Annotated in this window: 21 protein-coding genes; 12 read left to right on the plus strand and 9 right to left on the minus strand. The window is 58.2% G+C overall.

Features of this window, described 5'->3' with window-relative positions:
* Nucleotides 1–28 precede the first annotated feature (28 nt).
* The 12 genes from pth to NTD80_RS30595 all read left to right on the plus strand — a co-directional run bounded on the left by pth (nt 29) and on the right by NTD80_RS30595 (nt 9179).
* Nucleotides 29–613, plus strand: coding sequence for an aminoacyl-tRNA hydrolase (gene pth / locus NTD80_RS30540; protein WP_010213318.1), 585 nt, complete (start codon nt 29–31; stop codon nt 611–613).
* A gap of 21 nt (nt 614–634) precedes the next feature.
* Nucleotides 635–1735 (plus strand): redox-regulated ATPase YchF, encoded by a 1101-nt coding sequence (gene ychF, locus NTD80_RS30545; RefSeq protein ID WP_262135863.1) that lies wholly within the window; start codon nt 635–637, stop codon nt 1733–1735.
* Nucleotides 1736–2038: 303 nt separating this feature from the next.
* A complete protein-coding gene (locus NTD80_RS30550; protein WP_150676020.1) occupies nt 2039–2956 on the plus strand; it encodes a sigma 54-interacting transcriptional regulator in 918 nt (305 codons plus the stop codon).
* A gap of 185 nt (nt 2957–3141) precedes the next feature.
* Complete coding sequence (locus NTD80_RS30555) at nt 3142–3333, plus strand: hypothetical protein (RefSeq protein ID WP_262135864.1); 192 nt, start codon at nt 3142–3144, stop codon at nt 3331–3333.
* Nucleotides 3334–3444: 111 nt separating this feature from the next.
* Nucleotides 3445–3810 carry a type III secretion apparatus protein RspB gene (locus tag NTD80_RS30560; protein WP_262135865.1) on the plus strand — a complete coding sequence of 122 codons (366 nt, stop codon included), beginning with the start codon at nt 3445–3447 and terminating at the stop codon, nt 3808–3810.
* Nucleotides 3795–4616 carry a type III secretion system inner membrane ring lipoprotein SctJ gene (gene sctJ / locus NTD80_RS30565; protein WP_262135866.1) on the plus strand — a complete coding sequence of 274 codons (822 nt, stop codon included), beginning with the start codon at nt 3795–3797 and terminating at the stop codon, nt 4614–4616. Before NTD80_RS30560 ends, sctJ begins: the two co-directional genes overlap by 16 nt.
* A gap of 570 nt (nt 4617–5186) precedes the next feature.
* Nucleotides 5187–5762 (plus strand): type III secretion system stator protein SctL, encoded by a 576-nt coding sequence (gene sctL / locus NTD80_RS30570; RefSeq protein WP_262135867.1) that lies wholly within the window; start codon nt 5187–5189, stop codon nt 5760–5762.
* A gap of 105 nt (nt 5763–5867) precedes the next feature.
* Nucleotides 5868–6074: a hypothetical protein gene (locus NTD80_RS30575; protein ID WP_262135869.1), complete on the plus strand. Its 207-nt coding sequence runs from the start codon at nt 5868–5870 to the stop codon at nt 6072–6074.
* Between the two features lies 1 nt (nt 6075).
* Nucleotides 6076–6468 (plus strand): type III secretion protein, encoded by a 393-nt coding sequence (locus tag NTD80_RS30580; RefSeq protein WP_262135870.1) that lies wholly within the window; start codon nt 6076–6078, stop codon nt 6466–6468.
* Nucleotides 6469–6481: 13 nt separating this feature from the next.
* On the plus strand, nt 6482–8617 hold the full coding sequence (gene sctC / locus NTD80_RS30585; RefSeq protein WP_262135871.1) for a type III secretion system outer membrane ring subunit SctC: 2136 nt from the start codon (nt 6482–6484) through the stop codon (nt 8615–8617).
* Nucleotides 8614–8817, plus strand: coding sequence for an HrpT family type III secretion system protein (gene hrpT, locus NTD80_RS30590; RefSeq protein WP_262135872.1), 204 nt, complete (start codon nt 8614–8616; stop codon nt 8815–8817). Before sctC ends, hrpT begins: the two co-directional genes overlap by 4 nt.
* An 11-nt stretch (nt 8818–8828) precedes the next feature.
* Entirely contained in the window at nt 8829–9179 is a 351-nt protein-coding gene (locus tag NTD80_RS30595; RefSeq protein WP_262135873.1) for a transcriptional regulator, read from the plus strand.
* Here NTD80_RS30595 and sctU read toward each other — a convergent pair whose 3' ends face one another.
* The 9 genes from sctU to NTD80_RS30640 are packed head-to-tail and all read right to left on the minus strand — an operon-like array spanning nt 9180 to nt 16128.
* The gene (gene sctU, locus NTD80_RS30600; protein ID WP_262135874.1) at nt 9180–10277 is read right to left on the minus strand and encodes a type III secretion system export apparatus subunit SctU; all 1098 of its coding nucleotides are present in this window, start codon (nt 10275–10277) and stop codon (nt 9180–9182) included.
* The gene (gene sctT, locus NTD80_RS30605; RefSeq protein ID WP_262135875.1) at nt 10274–11062 is read right to left on the minus strand and encodes a type III secretion system export apparatus subunit SctT; all 789 of its coding nucleotides are present in this window, start codon (nt 11060–11062) and stop codon (nt 10274–10276) included. The genes sctU and sctT overlap by 4 nt, the downstream gene beginning before the upstream one ends.
* A gap of 10 nt (nt 11063–11072) precedes the next feature.
* Nucleotides 11073–11336: a type III secretion system export apparatus subunit SctS gene (gene sctS, locus NTD80_RS30610; RefSeq protein WP_262135876.1), complete on the minus strand. Its 264-nt coding sequence runs from the start codon at nt 11334–11336 to the stop codon at nt 11073–11075.
* A 7-nt stretch (nt 11337–11343) separates the two neighbouring features.
* Nucleotides 11344–11997 (minus strand): type III secretion system export apparatus subunit SctR, encoded by a 654-nt coding sequence (sctR, locus tag NTD80_RS30615; RefSeq protein WP_065900470.1) that lies wholly within the window; start codon nt 11995–11997, stop codon nt 11344–11346.
* A complete protein-coding gene (locus tag NTD80_RS30620; protein WP_262135877.1) occupies nt 11994–13007 on the minus strand; it encodes a FliM/FliN family flagellar motor switch protein in 1014 nt (337 codons plus the stop codon). Before NTD80_RS30620 ends, sctR begins: the two co-directional genes overlap by 4 nt.
* Nucleotides 13001–13462 carry a type III secretion system HrpP C-terminal domain-containing protein gene (locus tag NTD80_RS30625; RefSeq protein ID WP_262135878.1) on the minus strand — a complete coding sequence of 154 codons (462 nt, stop codon included), beginning with the start codon at nt 13460–13462 and terminating at the stop codon, nt 13001–13003. Before NTD80_RS30625 ends, NTD80_RS30620 begins: the two co-directional genes overlap by 7 nt.
* The gene (gene sctO / locus NTD80_RS30630; protein ID WP_065900464.1) at nt 13459–13887 is read right to left on the minus strand and encodes a type III secretion system stalk subunit SctO; all 429 of its coding nucleotides are present in this window, start codon (nt 13885–13887) and stop codon (nt 13459–13461) included. The genes NTD80_RS30625 and sctO overlap by 4 nt, the downstream gene beginning before the upstream one ends.
* Nucleotides 13874–15232: a FliI/YscN family ATPase gene (locus tag NTD80_RS30635; protein ID WP_065900462.1), complete on the minus strand. Its 1359-nt coding sequence runs from the start codon at nt 15230–15232 to the stop codon at nt 13874–13876. Before NTD80_RS30635 ends, sctO begins: the two co-directional genes overlap by 14 nt.
* Nucleotides 15229–16128, minus strand: a complete 900-nt coding sequence (locus tag NTD80_RS30640) for an FHA domain-containing protein (protein ID WP_262135879.1) — start codon at nt 16126–16128, stop codon at nt 15229–15231. The genes NTD80_RS30635 and NTD80_RS30640 overlap by 4 nt, the downstream gene beginning before the upstream one ends.
* Nucleotides 16129–16155: the final 27 nt, after the last annotated feature.

The following is a 16155-nucleotide window of genomic DNA, read 5'->3' on the forward strand; positions in this document are numbered from 1 at the left end:
CCACAACTCCAAAGGAAGGGCCCCTGTCGTGACTGCCATTAAACTGATCGTTGGCCTGGGAAATCCAGGCGCCGAATACGAACAGACCCGGCATAACGCGGGGGCCCTTTTTGTTGAGCGTATCGCCCATGCCCAAGGTGTGAACCTGGTGGCCGATCGCAAATATTTTGGCCTGACCGGGCGCTTCTCGCACCAGGGTCAGGATGTTCGTCTGCTGATTCCCACCACCTACATGAACCGCAGCGGCCAGGCTGTCGCGGCGCTTGCGGGTTTCTTCCGGATCAAACCCGAAGAAATCCTGGTGGCCCATGACGAACTGGACCTGCCACCCGGCGTTGCCAAGCTCAAGCTTGGCGGCGGGCATGGCGGGCACAACGGCTTGCGCGACATCATTGCGCAATTGGGCAATCAGAATAATTTCTACCGCCTGCGGCTCGGCATTGGCCACCCAGGCGTCGCCAGTATGGTTTCAAATTTCGTCCTGGGTCGTGCGCCACGCGCCGAACAGGAAAAACTCGATGCCAGCATCGACTTTGCCCTCGGCGTGCTGCCGGATATCTTCGCCGGTGAATGGAACCGTGCGATGAAAAACCTGCACAGCCAGAAGGCCTGACTCTTACCGAGGGGAAACACCATGGGATTCAATTGCGGCATCGTCGGCCTGCCCAACGTCGGCAAATCCACCCTGTTCAACGCCTTGACCAAGTCCGGTATTGCGGCGGAGAACTTCCCCTTCTGCACCATCGAACCCAACAGCGGCATCGTGCCGATGCCGGATCCGCGCCTGGAAGCACTGGCGGCCATCGTCAATCCCAAGCGCATCCTGCCGACCACTATGGAATTCGTCGACATCGCGGGCCTGGTTGCCGGCGCGTCGAAAGGTGAAGGCCTGGGCAACAAGTTTTTGGCCAATATCCGTGAAACCGATGCCATCGCCCACGTGGTCCGCTGCTTTGAAGACGAGAACGTGATTCACGTCTCCAACAGCGTCGACCCGAAACGCGACATCGAGATCATCGACCTGGAACTGATCTTCGCCGACCTCGACAGCTGCGAGAAGCAACTGCAGAAAGTCGCGCGTAACGCCAAGGGCGGCGACAAGGATGCAGTGGTCCAGAAGGGCCTGCTGGAGCAGTTGATCGCTCACTTCACCCTGGGCAAGCCGGCGCGCAGCCTGATGAAGTCCATGGGCGTTGACGAGAAGGCCGTGATCAAGGGCTTTCACCTGCTGACCACCAAGCCTGTGATGTACATCGCCAACGTCGCTGAAGACGGCTTCGAGAACAACCCGCTGCTCGACGTGGTCAAGGCCATTGCCGACGAAGAAGGCGCGATCGTGGTGCCGGTGTGCAACAAGATCGAAGCAGAAATCGCCGAGCTCGATGACGGCGAAGAGAAGGACATGTTCCTCGAGGCCCTGGGCCTGACCGAGCCTGGCCTGAATCGCGTAATCCGCGCGGGCTACGAAATGCTCAACCTGCAGACCTACTTCACCGCCGGCGTGGAAGAAGTCCGCGCGTGGACCGTCAAGGTCGGCGCCACCGCGCCACAAGCCGCAGGTGTGATCCACACCGACTTCGAAAAAGGTTTCATCCGCGCTGAGGTGATCGCCTACAACGACTTCATCCAGTACAAAGGTGAGGCGGGTACCAAGGAAGCCGGTAAGTGGCGCTTGGAAGGTAAGGATTACATTGTGAAAGATGGCGATGTGATGCACTTCCGCTTTAACGTATAAGCGCTACACGCGGTTGACACCGCACATCAAAAAGCCGATGCATTGCATCGGCTTTTTTGTGGGCGACTGATTATAAAATCAAAAATATTTCCACCTAAAATCCAATCACTTTCAGAATTACCCCACTCACCCTACTCATTTCTCATGCTTTCAAATCAAACTCAGGCAAGAAACAAATTTCTCCTACACAACATTGGCAATTTACTTCATCAACGACAAGTGACAACACTAATAAGTTTCGATTTACTGGACCAAGCCTACATGTCGATGGCGCAGCAATAGCAATTATGGAGTAATCACTCAATGTCGGCCTCCCACCCTATTGATAATGACGAGGATATTTCACTGCTTGAAGGCCATGATATTGAAAAAATGTTGATCAGTATTGCTCCGCTCAATGTTGACATTCTATTACTGGGAGAAACCGGCACTGGCAAAGATACCCTGGCGCGGCGAATTCATCGTTTATCAGGCCGGCGAGGAAACTTCGTCGCGGTGAACTGTGCTGCCATTCCAGAGACGCTCGCGGAAAGCCAACTGTTCGGTGTCAACAGCGGGGCCTACACCGGTGCCGTGCAGTCCAGGGCGGGCTTTATCGAAGCTGCACATTTGGGCACCTTGTACCTGGATGAAATCGACAGCATGCCACTGTCTTTACAAACCAAGCTACTTCGGGCCTTGGAGTCGCGGGGTGTCGAGCGCCTGGGGTCAACACGATTTATCCCAGTAAACATGCGCGTCATCGCATCAGCCCAGCAGTCGCTATATGAAATGGTTGAACGAGGGGCTTTCCGGCGGGACTTGTATTTCCGTTTGAGCGTGGTCAACATCCAACTCCCGTCTTTGCGAGAGTGCAAAGATCGTATAATCCCGCTTTTTTTGACCATGGTCCGACAAGAAGCGGAGTCTTTTAAATGCCCTTCTCCGCAGCCGCCAAGTTCCTTACTGCAACAGCTGCTATGCCATCCCTGGCCTGGAAACGTTCGTGAACTGAGCTCCACAGCTAAACGCCTGGTATTGGGACTTCCTCCACTTTCAGTGAGGGGTAAGGATCATGAGGTCACTGAAGCAGGCCTCAAGGAACGTTTACAACGCATTGAGAAATCTCTGATTGAAGAATCATTGCGTCAGAACAATGGCAATGTGGATCTGGCAGCGACTGACTTGAGGATTGCCAAACGTACACTTTATTACCGGATGAAACAGTTGGAAATTGACTGAGCGAATACTTGGGACTATTGCGCATCTGGCAACATATGGAAACATTCGGCTCTCGGTACTTATTGGAACTACTTAATTACCGGATGCCACACAGTTAGCGCCAGATGATCATGTTGTAGCTCGATGTAAAAAACATGAACACTGAGTGACACACTATTTTCCAACCAGCGAAGCGGAGAAGTTCCATGGCTAACATTGGCAATTACCCTGCCTACAATCCCTATACCTCCGGCAATTTCGGCGGCGATACCGCCGGGAATCCGGCTCTTGAATCAGAACAGGCGCGGTCGAAGCGAATACAAGCTGAAGGCTTGAGGATGAGTAACGACGCCACGCAAGATTCCAACGTTAAGGCAGCTGCTGAGAAAAGGCGGTAATGCAAAAAGCACCTCCTCGGCTCACCCGCCAAGGAGGTGCCTGTTTTATTAAAAGGAGCGGATGTTTCAAGCCTGCGTAACAGCACCATTGCTCACCTGTAAGGATTACCAATGCTTGTAGAAGACAATAGCTCAATCGCGCGCTTCGACCTTAAAAGCGCCGCTCTATCATCTGATCGTTCAACCTCCAGTAGTGATGCTGACTTCTTTGCTTCACAACTCGAGCGTCCTGTTTCGTCAAAGCATATGGCAGCACAAATTGAAACGGTGAATGTGCTAGCGAACGCATCTGCGGCGCTCGATATAACAAAAAAAAATATGACGAGAGACTTGAGCAGACTCAGCAAAAACATCGACAGGGAGGCGCTGCGTAAATACCCAAATGATCTTTCCAACGCAATGCTCATGTCGCATTTCCTCGTAAAATCCCTCGGCAAGACGACCCAGTGCATCGACAAAATATGCAACCTGCAGTAGCAAACAGACGCCTCTCGCCGTCCACCCTACTGTCTCTCACTTTCCTATTTCTGTTGAGTGGTTGCGGTGACCGTGTCGAACTGCACCGACAGCTCTCCGAGCAAGAGGCAAATGAAGTCATTGCAGAATTGGCAGACAAACATATTCGAGCTAAAAAAATTCCTGCCAAGGATGGTGTAACGGTAAGTGTGGATACAAGCGACATAGGCCGAGCGGTTCGTACTCTGGAGGCTGTAGGCCTGCCCAGAATCGCTCGCGCCACACTAGGCGATACGTTTCGAAAAGAGGGCGTTATTTCTACACCGCTGGAAGAGCGCGCCCGCTACATCTACGCCTTATCCCAGGAACTTGAAGCCACCCTGTCGAACATTGACGGTGTCATCGTTGCCCGAGTGCATGTGGTGCTTCCCGAACGCATTGCACCTGGAGAACCGGTGCAGCCTGCATCCGCGGCGGTTTTCATCAAACACGATCCTCGCCTCGATCCCGATAATATCCGAGTTCGTGTTCGCCGAATGGTCGCGAGCAGTATCCCGGGGATGACCACAGCCGTGGACAACCCACAAAAACTTACCGTCATATTTGTACCTGCTGCGGCCTATCAAGAGCAAAAACGACTGGTTTACTTAGGACCTTTCCTGATCCCGTCAGATGACCGTAGCTTTTGGTGGACCAGCTTTGTGATTGTGCTGGGCGGTTTGATTTTCACGGCGGCGGGCTCAGTGTTTCTATTAAACCGGCGACAGCGGCTGAATCAGGTAACGCCGGCATCTGACGTAACGGCAGGTCCTGCGCATGGTCATTAGCCATTCCCTATCAATGAGTGAACATCTGGCTTGGGCTCAATGGTGGGCATTTCCCTGGAGAACCGCCCACGAAAGCTGGCGATCTTTTTACCCAGAGATTGCTTTGACCCATGGCTGCGAGACCTTGATAAAGAGCGAATTTGCAGGCGCTGCTCCCTGCCTGCCTCTCCAGCCTCAGTTTGCTGTACTACGGCTGGCACTTGCATCAACGGAACAACTCAACCTCGCGCTCAAATTGATTCACCTTACCGTCGTTCCCAACGCTGCACCCTCCTTGAGCGAAGGCCACGACCTATGGTGCATGAGTCTTTCCAAAGCCCTACCACCGGCCATGCTTCTACCCGAAGATGATCCTTTGCAATTGCTGTGCAATTGGGTAACGCCCACTGTCTGGCAGCGGCTTCGATTACGCTTTCCGTTTGAGCGAGTGCTCGCAGTCGAAGAAAGATCTCCGGTATTCGCAAACGCGTGCAGCCGATTGATCACGCTCTGGCAAGCCGTGGTCTGGCGTGTCACATCAAGGAATGAACACGACACGCTTCCTGACGCGTATATGCCAGGAGACCGATAATGCTTCAACTGTACAAAATTGAGTTGCGCAAGAACGCTGCCAGTTTTCCAAACCCCTTGGTTCCCCGAGAAGTACTCGCAGATGCCGAAAACGCCAATCAGCTGCTGGTGCATGCGCAAGCGAAGGCTGATGATCTGATAAGAAAAGCGGCTGAGAAATGTGAGGCGATGCAGAAACAAGCCTCGGTCGAAATCTGGCAACGCGCCGATAAGCAATTCAAGCGCTGGGAATATGAGCGTGAGGAAATGCTGGCACATCTTGAGCATCACGCGACGCTGGTCATTAACCAGGCCCTCAAGTGCATTTTTGACGAAGCTGTCGAGCCCCAGCGCCTGCGGGCTCTCATTAAGCAGTTGCTGACGAGTCAAATACCGCAGATCAGTGCAACGCTGCTCTGCAGCCCAAACGATTTGGAGCAGGTAAAGCAAAACCTTGTTTCTCACGGAATGACACTCTGGACGCTGCAGCCAGACGCCACTGTGCCCCCTCAAACCCTGACATTAAGAACAGATGAGGGAGACTTTCTTATCAACTGGCACTCGATGCTCGACCTGTTTTTCAAGCAGCGTCAATAGAACTTAAAACGCCGCCGCACTGGTTCTCCACATATCAAATAGTTTCGCGTGCATGGAACCGACCGACTCATACAAACCACAACACAAAAAAATCGAGGATTCATCATGCGTTTTTTCAGCGACTTATCACTTCAACTTGCGAGAAACAGCACCACCGCCAACCAGAAAGTCGCGCGAGCCGGTGAAGACCCGGGAGACATCGAGCAGTTCTATGCACTCATGATTCAACAAGACTTCGCCAACTTTGCCTATCTAGAGCAAGGCCGCGTTACTCACGAAATGTTCAAAACAACCATCGAAAGCTTTCAGTGATTTGAAAGACCTTATCACCCACTGGCTGAAGAGCGGCGAAGAACAAATCACCTTATTTGAAGGAGACGATGAAATTGTCGTTAGCCTTCAGGGTATTGGTGTGCTGGTTTGCGTCAGACTGACTTCAACTCCACCCAACACCACCGAACTGCAAAGCTGGGTGCGGCTCGGTGCTGCGAGCCTGATTCACTTTCAGGGAGCCCTTGCGCGAGCACCCGACAGTGGCGCTCTCTGGATTATCCAACGCCTCCAGTGTGCACCTGAAGAGCGACGCGTGTTCAGTTGCGTCGAATCTCTGCTCAACCAACGTGATACCTGGCGCGCCATCTACGCACGCCTGAATAAGCCAGCCCATCAGCTCAAACCGACCTCACTACGTGCGTTGCGGCATTAATCAGGAAAGACCTATGCATAATAAGATCTCCAAGCACAGCTGCTTGCATATTGATCCGCCTGTCACTTCATCCAGACGCGCCAACTGGCAATGCCTGGTCCTTTTCGCCTGCATAATGGCTCCGGCGCACAATACATTGGCAGCCATTCCCGCTGAATGGAAAAACACCGCCTACGCCTACGAGGCCGAACACAAACCCCTGCGCGATGTACTCGAAGACTTCGCCCAGACCTTCGGCACGCAACTGCAAGTCGAAGGCCTGCTGGAGGGCAACGTCAACGGCAAGATACGCGCCAATACCCCGCAGTCGATGCTCGACCGTCTCGGTGTAGAGCACCGTTTCCAGTGGTACCTCTACAACAACACCCTCTATATCAGCACCCTCGACCAGCAGGAATCCGCGCGCCTGGAGGTCTCCTCCGAAACCATTGCCGACCTCAAGCAGGCACTGACCGATATTGGCTTGCTCGACAGTCGATTCGGCTGGGGTGAGTTGCCCGAAGATGGCGTGGTGCTCGTCTCCGGTCCGCGGCGCTACATTGAGCAGATCAAGCAGTTCAGCAGTCAACGCCGCTCTCCGGATGAGAAACAGAGCGTGCTGAGTTACCCACTGAAGTTCGCGAATGCGGCGGACCGTCATGTCGATTATCGCGGCGAGAAGCTTGCTGTCCCGGGCGTTGCCAGCATTTTGCGCGGGCTGCTGGAACCGCGGCCCGCCTCGACGCTTGCGGGGATGAGCCAACGCCCCACGTCACCACCCGCGCCGCTCACACCCAACACTCCCCGCTTGGGTAATCCGTTGCTGGGCCAGATGCTCGGGGCCAACGCCAATTCAGCGCAAATGGACCTCGGTCCCACGCTCACCTCACGCGCACCGACCTCCAACAGCCGGATTCGCGTCGAGGCCGATATACGCAATAACGCCGTGCTGATCTATGACCTGCCGGAGCGCCAGGCCATGTACCGCGAGCTGATCACTCAACTCGATGTGGCGCGCAAGCTTGTGGAAATCGACGCGATCATTCTCGATATCGAGCGCACACAGTTGCGTGAGTTCGGGGTGAACTGGGGTTTCCAGAACAGCCGCTTCCGCGGTGGTGCCAACGTGTCGCCGGGCACCTCGTCGCAACTGACGATTGAAAATCGCGATCGCTTCTATGCCGACATACGCGCATTGGAAGCCAAGGGGCTCGCCACCATGGTCTCCAACCCCTCGGTGCTCACCCTGGAAAACCAGCCGGCGGTCATCGACTTCAACCGCACGCAATACCTGACGCCCGGCAGAGAGAACGCCACCATTTTGCCGGTCACCGTGGGCACCAGCTTCCAGGTCGTACCCCGCGTCATCACCAGCCGTGGCGGCCATCAGATCCACTTGGTGGTGGATATCGAAGACGGCAATTTCGACGAGACCAACCCCCTCCCCGGCAACCTGGATGTCCGTCGCGGCAAAGTCAGCACGCAGGCGGTGATGGCGGAAAAGCGTTCGCTGGTGGTCGGCGGGTTCCACGTGACTGAAAGCACTGACAAGCACAACAAAGTGCCGCTGCTGGGGGATATCCCGCTGCTGGGCAAGGCGCTGTTTTCCTCGACCGAACGACAGAACAATCGGCGTGAACGCCTGTTCATCCTGACCCCGAGGGTCATCGGCGACCAGGCCGACCCCTCGCGCTACTTGCCCCAGGCCGACCAGGTTGATTTGCAGGCCGCGCTCACACCGCTGGCCAGGCGTTATGCACCTCACCAGCCGGTGATCAAGCGCAGCGACATCATCAGCACCCTGGCGCACCTGGTCAGTGGCGAAGTCCCCAAAGCCTTCAAGGCTGCACCGATGCCGTTGGGGCTGAACACCTTATGCAGCACACGGGATTTGCTCGCGCTGAACACCGAGCGCAGCCAGTGGTTTGCAGGCCCTGAGTACAACGTGGCCGTCGTGGTGTTGCGCAATCAGTTCAAGCGCAATGTGCGTATCGACGAAAAGGAATGCAGCAACTCGCAGACCCTGGCCGTCAGCGTCTGGCCGCGCGCCTGGCTCAAGCCTGGTGAAGAGGCCGAGGTATTTATCGCGATGCGCCCCGTCGTAAAGGATGAACACCTCAGTGTGCCCCGCCCCTCCATGATCACTCCCGCTCAAAAGGCTACGCCATGAAACACCGCTTACTCTGCGTCACCCTGATCGGCACTGCGCTGCTCGTCGCCGGCTGCACACCCACCTGCAAGGGCGACTCGTGCTCTCGCCCGCAATCGAGTCAGGACAAAATGGTGATCTGGTGGCCGGCGCAAATGCGCGTCGAGCCTGGTCCTGCCGGGGAACGGGCGGACTATCAAACGATCTCGCTCGAGCGATGAACCTCCAGGAAATGCCCGACGCACAACGCCAGGTGTTTCTGCAGAATCTGGTGAGCGGCACTGCCGCTCACCTGTCACTCGCGCCTGGAATCAAGGTCTGCAAACAGCAAGCCGGTCAGCTGCCGGGGCTGGCGTTGCATGTCGCTCGCGAAGTGTTGCAACCAGGGCAATTGCAATGGGTACTGGAGCGGCGCTTTGAGCATGCGGCGCTGTACGATGGCTGTTTCATCTACCTCGACGCCCAGCACGCCCTGGTGATCTGGCACGCACTGCCTGCAGTGCCTGGTACGCTCGACAAGGTCCTCAGCCGGATGTTGTCGTTGGCCAACCTGAGCGCCCTGGATACACCTTCCAATCGCTGATCAGCGGCGCTCAAGCTCCGGCAATTCCAGGGTCTCGCGCTTGGCTTCATCGTCCAGTTCGCGCAAGGTGCGATAGATCAGCGCCACGGCCTGCAGGGTTTCACGAGGAATGCTTGCGCCCAGCTGTTTCGTATAGAGCATGCGAGCCAGCCACACACACTGGATCACCGGCACGTCGGCGGCCTTGGCTCGTACGATCAACGTGCGGGCCTCGGCGTCGGTGCCTTTGCTGATCAGCAACGGCAGCGGCGTCTTACCGGGCCGGTAGTACAGGGCGACAGCAAAGTGCGTCGGGTTGACCACCAGCATATCGGCCTCCTCCAGCTTGGGCAGCTTGACCTTCGGTTCCTCCTGGGCCAGTTGGTGCGCCAACGCGCGGCGCTGGCCTTTCACATGGGGATCGCCTTCCATGTCCTTGTACTCCTTGACGACTTCGACCTGGGTCATGCGCATGCGCTTGGCAAAGAAGTGCTTCTGCAAACTCAGGTCGATGAGCGCCAGCACCAGTAACAGTCCGAGACAGGCGTGCAGCAAGTGACGAAACAGGGCTATCAGCGCCAGCAGGTAACTTTGCAGATCGCTGTTCGCCAGGTTGATCAACACCCCTAATGAAGGCCAGACCACCAGGTACACAATCAGGCCGATAAGAAATGCCTTGGTGATGCTCATCAGCAGATTCATCACCGACTGGGCTGAGAACATCTGCTTGACCTGGCTGACCGGGTTGAGCCGATTGAAATCGAGCTTCAGGGTTTCCGGGGCGAACAACAACCCGAACTGCATCCAGCTGCTGATCAGCTTCGTGGTGATCACCACGCCAACCATCAACAGGGAGAACGAGAAAAACATGACCAGCCCATCAACCAGCACTTCTTCCAGCGCTCGTGCGAACGGCTGGTTGAAGCGCGACATCGGCAACACCATCATTTGCTGGAAGCGTTGCAGGCTGGTCTCGGCGGTGAACAAGGCGATCTCACTGATGGCCGTGAGCGCCAGTAACTTGGGGACGTCCTGACTTTGCGCGACCTGGCCTTTTTTGCGTTGGTCGCGCAGCTTCTTGGCTGAAGCCGGGTGCTTCTTTTCGCCTGAATCACTCATGGCACCGCGGCCTTGAATAACAGCCCGAGTGAATGTTTAAGGTCGCCCAACTGGAGCATGCGCCCGACAATCAGGTCCTGCAGCAGCGCAAAGTACAACAGCACAATGCCAATACCGGCCAGGCTCTTAACCGGCGGCGCCAGCGTACTCACCTGCAATTGCTGGCTGTAAACCCCCAGCAGCGCAATACCGAACTCCAGCAACAGCAGCACCGCGATGAAGGGCGCGGCGTACAACATCATGTGCGTGAAGGTATCGCCAAGCAGGCTGACGAACACACTCATGCCATTCGGCGCGGGGAGCGGAAACCATACGGTGGGCGGCCAGATCAGGTAGCTGTCCCAGATCACCTGGGTCAAGGCGCCCAACCCCAGGCTGACCATCAGCAGGAAAATCGCCAGCTGCTTGAACAAGTGCCCGATCGGCGTTGCATCCGGGCCCAGTGAAGGGTTGAGTTGGCCACCGGCCAAGGCGCCGCGCTGGTTATCCAGCAACGCCCCCACCGCCTCGAACATCCAGAACGGCATCGCCAGCAGCACCCCCAACAACACCCCCAGCGCCAGTTCCTTGAGCACCAGGGCGCCGAGCATCAGCGCCGAGTAATCCTGGCCCTCCAACGCCGCATGGATACCCGGTGCGGGCATCAGTGCCATGACCATCACCAGGGTGTGCCGGGGCATGCCGCGTATATGTTGAAAACAAAACGCCGTTACCAGAATGCCGCAGGGATAGATACGCGCCATGCCGATCACCAGGCTGGGCAGGAACTCGAGATAGAGCAGCACAGGCGCCCCCTCAGTTCAGGGCCGAACGGCCGATCATGTCGAAGGTCAGGTTGATCAACTGGATCAACTCCACACCGATCCAGCGCCCCGTCATGATCAACGTGATGCCCACCGCTACCAGCTTGACGCCAAAGGGCAGTGTCTGGTCCTGTATCTGCATGAGCGCCTGCACCAGGGAAGTCATCACCCCCACCACCACCGCCACGATCAACGGTGGCGCGGACAGCACCACCACCAGCAACATGCCCTGCTTGAACAGCACGATAGGTTCCATAAGCCACTCAGAGATAGGAAAGGAACAGACTGTCGAGCAACCGTGACCAACCGGACACCAGCACGAACAAGAGCAATTTGAGCGGCAGGGAAATGGTCATCGGCGAGACCATTTGCATGCCCAGCGCCAGCAGCAGGTTGGACACAATCAGGTCGATGACGATGAAGGGGATATAGATCAGGAAACCGATCTCGAACCCCGCCTGCAGTTGCGACAATACGAACGCCGGGACCAGCAGGATCAGGTCCTCGCGCTCCACCTCCTGGGCCATTTGTGGCGGCCACAGGCGTGCGGTGTTTTCCAACAGATGCGTCAGCACGTCCGGGTCCACGTTGCGCAGCATGAAGGCGCGCAATGGCTTGATGGCCTCGCCACCGGTCTGCAGTACCGTTTGCACATTGCTCATGTCCAACGGCGACGCCTTGACGCTTTCGGCGATTTCGTACCCAACCGGCGCCATGATAAATAGCGTCGCTGCCAATGCGATGCCATTGATGGCCATGCTCGGCGGCACCTGCTGCACACCGATGGCGTTTCGGGTAATCATCAGCACGATCACAATCTTCAAGAACGATGTGCAGATGACCAGCAGCATGGGCATCAACGACAACGCACCAAGAAATAGCGCGAGAACGAGGGGATCGAGCCCCTGGAGTATCATCGGCCGAACAACACACGGGATAACTGCAACCCCAGGCGCCCGTCGACTTCCACCAACTGCCCCTGGCCAATAGGCCGATCACCGTAGTAAAGACCGGCCGTGCCAGGCGCGTAGCCGCTGATGCCCAGTACCGAGCCGGGGCCCAGGTTTCGCAGCTCGCCCAGCGTCAGGTTCAACGTCCCGCAGCGCACATTCAGCGCCATGCTCAGCTCATCGAATGGCTCATGGCCGAAGACATCCACCACCGGCTCGTCTTCCTCATACCCCGAGTAATGGGGCGCTGCAAACTCTTCGTCCACGGACGTGTCCTCAATAGAAGTAAGGGTCAGACACAAGGGCCCGCAAGCATCATCGATGCACCCATGCAGCCTTTGTTTTCCAACCTGTATGTAGCCGTTGCCCTGGGCTTGAAAAAAACTCTGCTCCAGCAGCAGCACATCACCGGTACGCAGGCTGCGTGCCTGAGCTATCGGCAATTGCAAACGCCCAAGGGTCACCGCGAGTGCCAGTTGGAACGGTGCCGGCATGGGTGCGGCAGTGGCGCACCACGGTCCCGCCTCGCATAACGCCAGGAAGCTCTCGGGGGCCAGCCACATATAGCTCGCGACCCGTGCGGCCCCCAGGGTTACGCTGAGTCGGCAACCAAAGCCCTTGGGACGATCGGTCTCCAGCAATCGCATGTAGCCCAATAAGGCGCTCACCTGCGGGCTCAGGTGATGCTGGAACAGTGCCCAGAACCACGAATCCGGATCATTGCCGGAGGGCGCCAATGTCACTGGGCATTCCCCCAGCAAGCTGAGCAGCGGCCCCGCTTCCGCAAGGGCCAGCACGCCACACACGGTTTCAAAGCACACCGCCTTGGCCCCTGCGGACGCGCGCCCCGGCTCCAGCCGCAGTTCACCGTCCTGGCCGGCAACCTGGAACGCCAGGCACAAGCCGCGCCCCAGTCGATGGCGTGCGGCAACGGTATCGCTCTTGATCACAGGTAAGGTCAGCAGCGGCACTAGCATGTGCACCCGGCGTCAGGCACAAGCAGATTGACCGGCCGCCCCAGCGCGCCCGAAAACCGCTCCTCACACTGTTGTCGCACACCACTGAGCCAGCGGGCCGTGGCGTCGTGCTCCGCTTCAAGCTCGATGGTCCAGGCACTCTGCTCACGGTGCACGCTGGCCTTGATCCGCCCCAGCCGGGGCAGGTACAACACAGCCTGCAACGGCCACTGGGCCCCGGCCTGTATGCGCGGTGCCAGTTGTTCGGCGAGGGCCTCGATCATGGCGACACTGGCCGGCGTCTTGACTCCCGCCAGGGACGCTCCCGACCCGCTGCCTTCATCGTTATCGGTAAACAACTGAGCGAACAGTCGACCCTGCTCCCACTCCACTGCACCGGTGGCCCGTGGCTCACGTTCCTCACGCGCGTCACGTGGACGTGGCCGCTCGCTGGGTTTATTTGAAACCTGGTTCATATCGGCTCCTGAGCCAGTAAAAGAGATAACTCCTGAAGTTTCTCCACTTGCCGCAGGCATTCGGTGACCTGTTTCTGTGCTGTGCCGACACGGCTTTGCTTGTCATCCTGCTGGCCCCGCAACGCCTCCAACTGGCCCATTTCTCGCCGGGTACTGGCCGATAACGAACGCTCCTGCGCGCCCCAGGATTTCAGGGCCTTGAGCGTCATCACTTGGCCTTGATGCCGACTGAGCAACTCGGCACTTTGCCGGGCCTCCTCCAGTCGCGTGTGCTCAAGCGCATCCTGGGCCTGTTGGATATGCGCAAGCAGGGCCTGCTGGGCGCGCTTGGCTTCGCGCAGTGCCCGCTCGGCCCGATCGGCGCGATGCCGGCGCAGGCGCCGCAACGTCTCGACGTCAGCTTGCAACACATCAGAATGGGACATGGGTGGTCAGCTCCTTGAGTTGCTCCAGCGTCACCATCATCGGCGTGGGCTCGCGCAGATCCTGGCGCAGGAAGCCATCGACCGCCTGGCGGCTGTCCACCGCCAGGTCGGTCAGGGCATCACTGCCGGGTTGGTACTCACCCAGCTTGAGCATCAGTTCGATCTGTTGATAAGCCGACAACAAACGGCGCAATCCGGTACCGGCCTGGATGTCTTCAGGAGTTGCCACGTTGCTTAAAATCCGCGAAAGGCTCGCCAGCACATCCACTGCCGGGTAATGCCCGCGCTCGGCCAATTTGCGTGACAGCACGATATGGCCGTCGAGCAGCGAGCGCACTTCATCGGCCACCGGATCGTTCATGGAGTCCTGCTCGATCAGCACCGTATAGATCGCCGTGATCACGCCGTCACGCGTCAGACCCGCGCGCTCCACCAGCCGTGGCAGCAGGCTGTACACCGAGGGTGGCAAACCGCCGCGCCCCAAGGGTTCGCCGGCAGCCAGGCCGATTTCGCGCTGGGCCCTGGCAAAACGGGTCAGCGAGTCAATCAGCAGCAAAACCCGCTGCCCCTTGCGCCGGAACCCTTCGGCCAACGCGGTGGCCGTGAAGGCTGCACGGGCGCGCTCCATGCTGGAGCGATCGGACGTGGCACACACCAGCACTGCTTTGGCGCGCAGTTGATCATCCAGTTCGTGGTCGAGAAACTCACGCAGCTCGCGGCCCCGCTCGCCGATCAGGCCGAATACGATGACATCGCACTCCACGTTACGGGCGATTTCAGCCAGCAAGGTGGTCTTGCCGCACCCCGCACCGGCGAACAGGCCTACACGCTGACCTTCGCCAAGCGTCAGCAAGCCATCGATCGAACGCACCCCGGTCGCCAGCGCGCGGTGGATCCTCGGCCGCTCGGTGGGCAATGGCGCTTCACACAACACGGCACTGGTGTCCGGCAGGTCAGACTCGACAAACGCACTGGGGCCCTCCCCTGCAATCGGCCGACCGAACCCATCCAGCACCTGCCCCAGCAGGGCATCGCTGACCTGCACCCGATGCGATACCCCCAGGCGCTCCACGCTGGCGCCCACCTTCACGCCTTCAAGGTTGCCCAAGGCGCTGAGTACCGCGTCCTGGTTATCGAAGCCAATGATCTCGGCCAGCATGAATTCCCCCGGGTTTTTCTCCACCTGGCACAAGTCACCGATACGCGCCTGGGGGAGCCGGCACTGCAGCAGCATGCCGTTGACGCGCTGGATTCGCCCGCGCACCGTCACCGGTGCAAAGTTGCTCAGTGACTGCGCCTGGCGCTGCTGCCAAACGTCGAGCCGCGCTTGCAATTCCGTACTCACCAGCGCACCTCGTAACGCTGCACACCATCGAAGACCACCTTGCTGTTGTCGATCAGCACCAGTCGCAACCCTTCCACTTCATCACCGACAAACAGCCGGCTGCCCTCGTCCAGGACCACATGGCCATTCGGCCCTCCGACGATCTGCACAATCCTGAACGGCAGCGCCGAGTCACGTGCCCGCACACGGCTGATCACCGGCACCGCGCTGTCGAACTGCTCACCAAAACGGGCGAGCATGCGCGCCACCAGTTCCACATCGTCCTGGGAGACATCCCCACTGAGCGCGACCTGGCCATTGATCACTTGCAAGCTGACTCGCTGGCCCAACTCACGCTCGCTGAGCATCTTCAGCAGCTGCTGGCGCACTTCAAACGGCGATGCCAATTCGTGTTTCTGAGCCACCGGCGGCATCAAGGACGCCTGTGCATCGTGCTCCCCGGTGGGGAGCATGCTCACCACCGCGATAATCACCGCCACGACCAGCACCAGGCTGATCAAGCGCTTTTGCTGCGAATGGGATATGGACGACAACTTCAGCGCCGGCACGGGTTCACTGGCGGGCGGCGGTGGCGCTTGCACGGGGGCTGCAGCCTGCGGCCAGGGCTGATCGGCCAAGGTGACACACAAGCGCACGCCTCCGACCGAAAACGGGACACCCGGTACCAGGCTCGCAATCTGTGCCAGTACCTGTCCTTCGGCGCTCTGCAACAGCCCGGCCTCGGCCTGCACCGACCACTGGGCATCGATAAGCCGCAGTCGCGCATGCTGCTCGACCACCTCGGGATCATTGAGTACCAGGTCAGCGTCCAGATGGGCGCCGATGCTCCACTGCTCCCCAAACAGCGGCAAGGCAGCACCCTGTCGCTGTCCATCAAGCACGCGTAATTCAAACATCACCGCCCCCTCCACGCTGGCCAACGC

Origin of the sequence: Pseudomonas sp. 13B_2.1_Bac1 (genome assembly GCF_025466155.1) — a bacterium.
Taxonomy (GTDB): Bacteria; Pseudomonadota; Gammaproteobacteria; order Pseudomonadales; family Pseudomonadaceae; genus Aquipseudomonas; species Aquipseudomonas aylmerensis.

Excerpts from the sequence above, each read along its gene's own strand:
- sctU (WP_262135874.1), bottom strand. The coding sequence starts at position 10,277 with ATGAGTGATTCAGGCGAAAAGAAGCACCCGGCTTCAGCCAAGAAGCTG.
- sctJ (WP_262135866.1), top strand. The coding sequence starts at position 3,795 with ATGCAACCTGCAGTAGCAAACAGACGCCTCTCGCCGTCCACCCTACTG.
- NTD80_RS30560 (WP_262135865.1), top strand. The coding sequence starts at position 3,445 with ATGCTTGTAGAAGACAATAGCTCAATCGCGCGCTTCGACCTTAAAAGC.
- NTD80_RS30575 (WP_262135869.1), top strand. The coding sequence starts at position 5,868 with ATGCGTTTTTTCAGCGACTTATCACTTCAACTTGCGAGAAACAGCACC.
- NTD80_RS30595 (WP_262135873.1), top strand. The coding sequence starts at position 8,829 with ATGCCCGACGCACAACGCCAGGTGTTTCTGCAGAATCTGGTGAGCGGC.
- sctR (WP_065900470.1), bottom strand. The coding sequence starts at position 11,997 with ATGATACTCCAGGGGCTCGATCCCCTCGTTCTCGCGCTATTTCTTGGT.
- sctL (WP_262135867.1), top strand. The coding sequence starts at position 5,187 with ATGCTTCAACTGTACAAAATTGAGTTGCGCAAGAACGCTGCCAGTTTT.
- sctS (WP_262135876.1), bottom strand. The coding sequence starts at position 11,336 with ATGGAACCTATCGTGCTGTTCAAGCAGGGCATGTTGCTGGTGGTGGTG.
- sctC (WP_262135871.1), top strand. The coding sequence starts at position 6,482 with ATGCATAATAAGATCTCCAAGCACAGCTGCTTGCATATTGATCCGCCT.
- hrpT (WP_262135872.1), top strand. The coding sequence starts at position 8,614 with ATGAAACACCGCTTACTCTGCGTCACCCTGATCGGCACTGCGCTGCTC.
- NTD80_RS30625 (WP_262135878.1), bottom strand. The coding sequence starts at position 13,462 with ATGAACCAGGTTTCAAATAAACCCAGCGAGCGGCCACGTCCACGTGAC.
- ychF (WP_262135863.1), top strand. The coding sequence starts at position 635 with ATGGGATTCAATTGCGGCATCGTCGGCCTGCCCAACGTCGGCAAATCC.
- NTD80_RS30550 (WP_150676020.1), top strand. The coding sequence starts at position 2,039 with ATGTCGGCCTCCCACCCTATTGATAATGACGAGGATATTTCACTGCTT.
- NTD80_RS30620 (WP_262135877.1), bottom strand. The coding sequence starts at position 13,007 with ATGCTAGTGCCGCTGCTGACCTTACCTGTGATCAAGAGCGATACCGTT.
- NTD80_RS30555 (WP_262135864.1), top strand. The coding sequence starts at position 3,142 with ATGGCTAACATTGGCAATTACCCTGCCTACAATCCCTATACCTCCGGC.
- NTD80_RS30640 (WP_262135879.1), bottom strand. The coding sequence starts at position 16,128 with ATGTTTGAATTACGCGTGCTTGATGGACAGCGACAGGGTGCTGCCTTG.
- sctO (WP_065900464.1), bottom strand. The coding sequence starts at position 13,887 with ATGTCCCATTCTGATGTGTTGCAAGCTGACGTCGAGACGTTGCGGCGC.